The 4,933-nt window shown below is 34.5% G+C and carries 5 protein-coding genes and 1 tRNA gene; 4 read left to right on the forward strand and 2 right to left on the reverse strand.

The window, feature by feature from the left end:
- Positions 1-1,599 (reverse strand): histidine kinase (locus tag AACY61_RS08555; RefSeq protein ID WP_339611159.1); only part of this gene is annotated, 1,599 nt, incomplete at its 3' end.
- 49 nt (positions 1,600-1,648) lie between these two features.
- On the reverse strand, positions 1,649-2,068 hold the full coding sequence (locus tag AACY61_RS08560; RefSeq protein ID WP_339611160.1) for a retropepsin-like aspartic protease: 420 nt from the start codon (positions 2,066-2,068) through the stop codon (positions 1,649-1,651).
- Positions 2,069-2,144: 76 nt separating this feature from the next.
- On the opposite strand from AACY61_RS08560, the gene AACY61_RS08565 reads away from it, so the two are divergent.
- From AACY61_RS08565 to AACY61_RS08580, 4 genes are all read left to right on the forward strand, one after another.
- A complete protein-coding gene (locus AACY61_RS08565; protein WP_339611161.1) occupies positions 2,145-2,912 on the forward strand; it encodes a TatD family hydrolase in 768 nt (255 codons plus the stop codon).
- 24 nt (positions 2,913-2,936) lie between these two features.
- The gene (locus AACY61_RS08570; RefSeq protein ID WP_339611163.1) at positions 2,937-3,965 is read left to right on the forward strand and encodes an asparaginase; all 1,029 of its coding nucleotides are present in this window, start codon (positions 2,937-2,939) and stop codon (positions 3,963-3,965) included.
- A 93-nt stretch (positions 3,966-4,058) separates the two neighbouring features.
- A tRNA-Ser gene (locus AACY61_RS08575) sits at positions 4,059-4,146 on the forward strand.
- A gap of 81 nt (positions 4,147-4,227) precedes the next feature.
- Positions 4,228-4,933, forward strand: a 706-nt coding sequence (locus AACY61_RS08580) for a MotA/TolQ/ExbB proton channel family protein (protein ID WP_339611164.1), incomplete at its 3' end; no start/stop codon positions are given.

The following is a 4,933-nucleotide window of genomic DNA, read 5'->3' on the forward strand; positions in this document are numbered from 1 at the left end:
TGCTCTCGAAATTGATCGAACCTCTTCTATGGCACCTTCAACAAGGTTTTTAGTGGAATCATCCTTGTTTAAAACAACTTTGTTCTTGATAAGCAACAAACTTTGTCCAACACCATCATGCAAATCTTTTGAAACTCTTTTTCTTTCCTCTTCTTGGGCAACCAATAAATCTTGTGTGTATTTTTCTTGTAACTCTTTTTTGTTTTTAAGATTACGTTGATTTTTGTATAAAAGCAGCAATATAAAACCAAGGGTGAATGTAATACCTCCAAATAGGTATTGTTTTTTTAAAGCATTGTTTTTTTCTTCCAGAAAAGCAATATTACTTTTCTTTTCGAATAACTCTTTTTCTTTCCGCTCAGTTTCATAAAGGGTTTGATAGTACACAAGGGCGTTGGTTTTTGTTTGGTTGTAAAGTGAGTCTTTGATACTTGAATGTAAATTTAAATGCTTGTAAGCATTTTCATAATCTCCAAGTTCAAAATAGATTTCAGAAAGTGTTTTATGTGTTTTAATGGTTTCCTCATCGAGGCTCATCTCGTGAAGTAAATCTATACGTTTGATGGCATTGGTCTTTGCTTCTTCAAGTAAATAATTTTGTTTTTGATACTCAATAAGTGCCATCAAATAAATCGATTGAGCATAAATGTCGCTTGAGACTTTTGGAAGAAACTCCTCAGCTCTTTTTAAGTAAAATGAAGCATCTTGAAATTTTTTTGTTTGTGAAAAGTGGTCTGAAAGAGAACTGTATATGGCTGTATAATTAAATGCAGGCTGATTGCTGGAGTCGGTAAAAGTAAGTGCCTTTTCAAGATATTCTAATTGTTTGGGGAAGTTGTTTAATTTTTTATAATCGATGGATTGGTTGTAAAATTGACTGGTTAAATACCGATATAGTTTCAGGTTCTTTAAGTCTTCAATCAATTGCTCTCTTTGAGTGATTGATTTTTCAAGAAAACCGTTCTTGCTGTACATAATTATTTCGCCACTTCTTGAGTGAAGCATATACTCATAATCCTCTTCCATTTCAAAATAATCATAGGCTTTTTTATAATCTTCACTTGCTGCAACAAATTGACCTAAACCCGAGTAAGCCTGTCCTCTAAATAAATGTGCATCTGCAATGTAGATTCGATCTTTGTCTTTAAATTTTTCAATGGCAGTTGTATAATCTTCTATCGACTTTGAGAGGTTAAAATTAAAAAAGGCACCACCTCTTTTTAGATAAATACCACCTTTTAAAAAACTGTCCGTCAGTTGATCTTCATATTGAATTACCCGGTTTAAGAGTGTGATTGCTTTTTTCGGTTCATCTTTAATGTTGATGAGAGGATAACTAACATTCATAGCTTTTTTAGCCATTTCATCATACAGGTTGCTTTCTTCTGCAATGTTGATATAGCTTTCAGATTGACTTATGAACTCTTCAAAATTTTTGTCATTCCAATAGAGAGTGAGTAATGAATCTATTGCATTAATTTTTAATGTGATGCCTTGGGTAGTATCAATCACATTGCGAAATTTTTCATACTTGTCTTGCGGAAAAGATGAAAAAATAATAAAGAGAATAAAGAAACTGCTAAGTAGGTGTTTTTTCACTGGGCACTTTTTTCGTTTTAAAGATTCGAAATTCAATGTCTTAACAAAGTTAAGTTTTTAAATACAAACAATTTCTGCCATAATCAATTACAGCTCTCGATTTTTTTAGTACATCTGCACCAATAATACCATTTACAGCCTCTGCGTTAGCTGTTTGAAGTGCTTCATTCACATGTTGCAAATCAAATACTACAAAATCTGTTTTCTTTTGTTTCCAACCTCCAATCTCAAGCGCGTAGTTTTCTGCAATTTGAGTAAACATATTGGTGGCGCCTGCACCTGCGGCTTTTACCTCACTTTCTTCAACATCCAGTTTAAAATGTGCGATACTGTCACTGCCAATACAACTATTTGAAGCACCTGTGTCCAATATAAAATTTCCGGGAACACCGTTCACCTTTGCTTTTAATTCAAAATGATTTGAGTTGATTTTTTTTAACGAAACCCGTTGAAAGTTCTTAGATTCCATAAATTTTCTTAAACTGCTCACTTCTATAATCTTTTTTGGCAAAGATAACTGAACAAAATCAATTAGATTTGCATTTATGATTTTAACTGATACCCATACCCATCTTTATAGTGAACAATTTAATGAAGACCAATCAGAGATGATTCAAAGGGCAATTGATATTGGTGTCAAACGTTTTTTTATTCCGGCCATAGATTCAAGCTATGCCCGGGCAATGTTTCAATTGGAAAAAAAATATCCGGAAACTGTTTTTTTAATGATGGGATTGCACCCCACTTCAGTAAAAGAAAACTATGAAGATGAACTAAATTTTGTGGAACAGCAATTTGAAAATCGTAATTTTTATGCCGTTGGCGAAATAGGAATTGATTTGTATTGGGATACTTCTACACTTGAAATTCAAAAAACTGCTTTCAAAAAACAAATTCAGCTTGCCAAAAAATTAAAACTACCCATTGTAATTCATTGTAGAGAAGCATTTGAAGAAATTTTTGAGGTACTTGAAACTGAAAAAGACGATGCTTTATTTGGAATTTTTCATTGTTTCACCGGAACTTATGAACAAGCCCAAATAGCACTATCTTTCAATATGAAATTAGGCATTGGGGGAGTGGTAACTTTCAAAAATGGAAAAATTGACCGTTTTTTAAATCAAATTCCACTTGAAGAAATTGTTTTGGAAACCGATGCGCCTTATCTGGCACCTACACCTTTTCGCGGTAAGCGCAATGAGAGCAGTTACTTGTATGAAATTGCCAAAAAAGTTGCAGAAATTTACAATGTTTCTGTTGAAGAGGTTGCAAGAAAAACAACCCAAAATTCTAAAAAAATCTTTGGAGTATAAGCACCCAAAAATTACTTTTTATAAATGAAAAAAAAGCCAAACATACTGCTTATCTATACAGGAGGAACCATTGGGATGATCAAAGACTTTGAGTCAGGGGCGTTAAAAAGTTTTAATTTTGATGAGCTCCTTGCGCATATCCCAGAATTGAAACTTCTGGACTGCAACATAAATACCATCAGTTTTGAAAACCCAATTGACAGCTCAAATATGCACCCTAAATATTGGGTGAAATTGGCAAAAATCATCAAGGAAAATTATGAAATAACCGATGGTTTTGTTGTGTTGCACGGCAGTGATACTATGTCATATACAGCATCAGCGCTTAGTTTTATGCTTGAAAACCTTTCAAAACCGGTTATTTTTACCGGCTCTCAATTACCTATTGGTGACTTTAGAACAGATGCCAAAGAAAACTTAATTACCAGCATTCAAATAGCAGGCTTACACAAAAATGAAAAACCCGTAGTAACAGAAGTTGGTTTGTATTTTGAATATAAATTATACCGGGCAAACAGAACAACAAAAATCAATGCAGAGCATTTTGAAGCCTTTGCATCCTTAAATTACCCTCCGTTAATTGAAAGCGGAGTGCATCTTTCAGTGAGCGAAGAAAAATTATTGAGGTTTCCTAGAAGGAAAAAACTACAAATACATTTAAATCTCGAAACAGAGGTAATGTTAATTAAGCTCTTTCCGGGCATTTCAGAAACCATCTTAAAAAACATGCTAAGTCATCACGATCTGAAAGGTGTGGTGATAGAAACCTATGGTGCCGGTAACGCAACAGACGAAGATTGGTTTTTAGACATTATAGAATCAACAATCAATAGAGGGATTCCTGTAATAAATGTTACTCAATGTTCCGGAGGAAGTGTGGCAATGGGCCAATATGAAACCAGTGTGAAGTTACAAAAATTAGGAGTTATTTCGGGTAAAGACATTACAACAGAAGCTGCAATAACAAAATTGATGTATCTGTTAGGGCAGCAAATTTCACCTAATGTATTCAAAACCATATTTGAAACATCGTTGAGAGGAGAAATGATGTAAATTTAACCAACTAAAATTTTACTAAGTAAGATTTTTTTTGTTATTTGGCACGCTGTTAGTGCAAACAGCCACATCGGTGGAATAAGATTGAATAGAGAGGTGGCCGAGTGGTCGAAGGCGCACGCCTGGAAAGTGTGTATACGCCAAAAGCGTATCGAGGGTTCGAATCCCTTCCTCTCTGCAAAATATTAAATTGTATTTTAAATAATAATTTTTATATCTTTAAACCCTTAACTAAAAACAAACTTTTAAGACGATAGCAATGAAAAGATTATTTTCTATTTTAGCAGTTGCAGCATTAGTGCTAACTGTATCAGTTAATGCAAATGCATACAATGAATCCCAGGCGTTTCCTGAAGACATTCAAACAATCACAACTACAACAACCTCTGCAGCTTCACTTCAAGATGAAATGCCCGAGGTCGAAGAAAGCTTAGGATTTCATCAGGTACTTAAAAAACGTTTCATTGAAGGAGGCCCCGGCTTTATGGGAATTGTTTTATTGTGTTTAATTCTAGGTTTGGCCATTGCTATTGAAAGAATTATTTATTTGAACCTTTCAACAACCAATACTAAAAAACTAGCTCAGGAAGTGGAAGATGCCCTTCAAAGCGGAGGTGTAGAAGCAGCTAAAGAAGTTTGTAGAAACACCAAAGGACCCGTTGCTTCAATCTATTACCAAGGCTTGGACAGAGCCAATGAAAGCGTTGATGCTGCTGAAAAAGCTGTTGTCGCTTACGGAGGTGTTCAAATGGGGCAGTTAGAGAAAAACGTTTCCTGGATTTCTTTGTTTATCGCATTGGCGCCAATGCTTGGTTTCATGGGTACAGTTATAGGTATGATTATTGCTTTTGATAAAATTCAAGCGGCCGGAGATATGCAACCTTCTCTTGTTGCAGGGGGTATTAAAGTAGCACTTTTAACAACAGTATTTGGTTTAATTGTAGCAATTATTCTTCAAATATTCT

This window comes from uncultured Planktosalinus sp., assembly GCF_963973675.1.
GTDB lineage: Bacteria > Bacteroidota > Bacteroidia > Flavobacteriales > Flavobacteriaceae > Planktosalinus.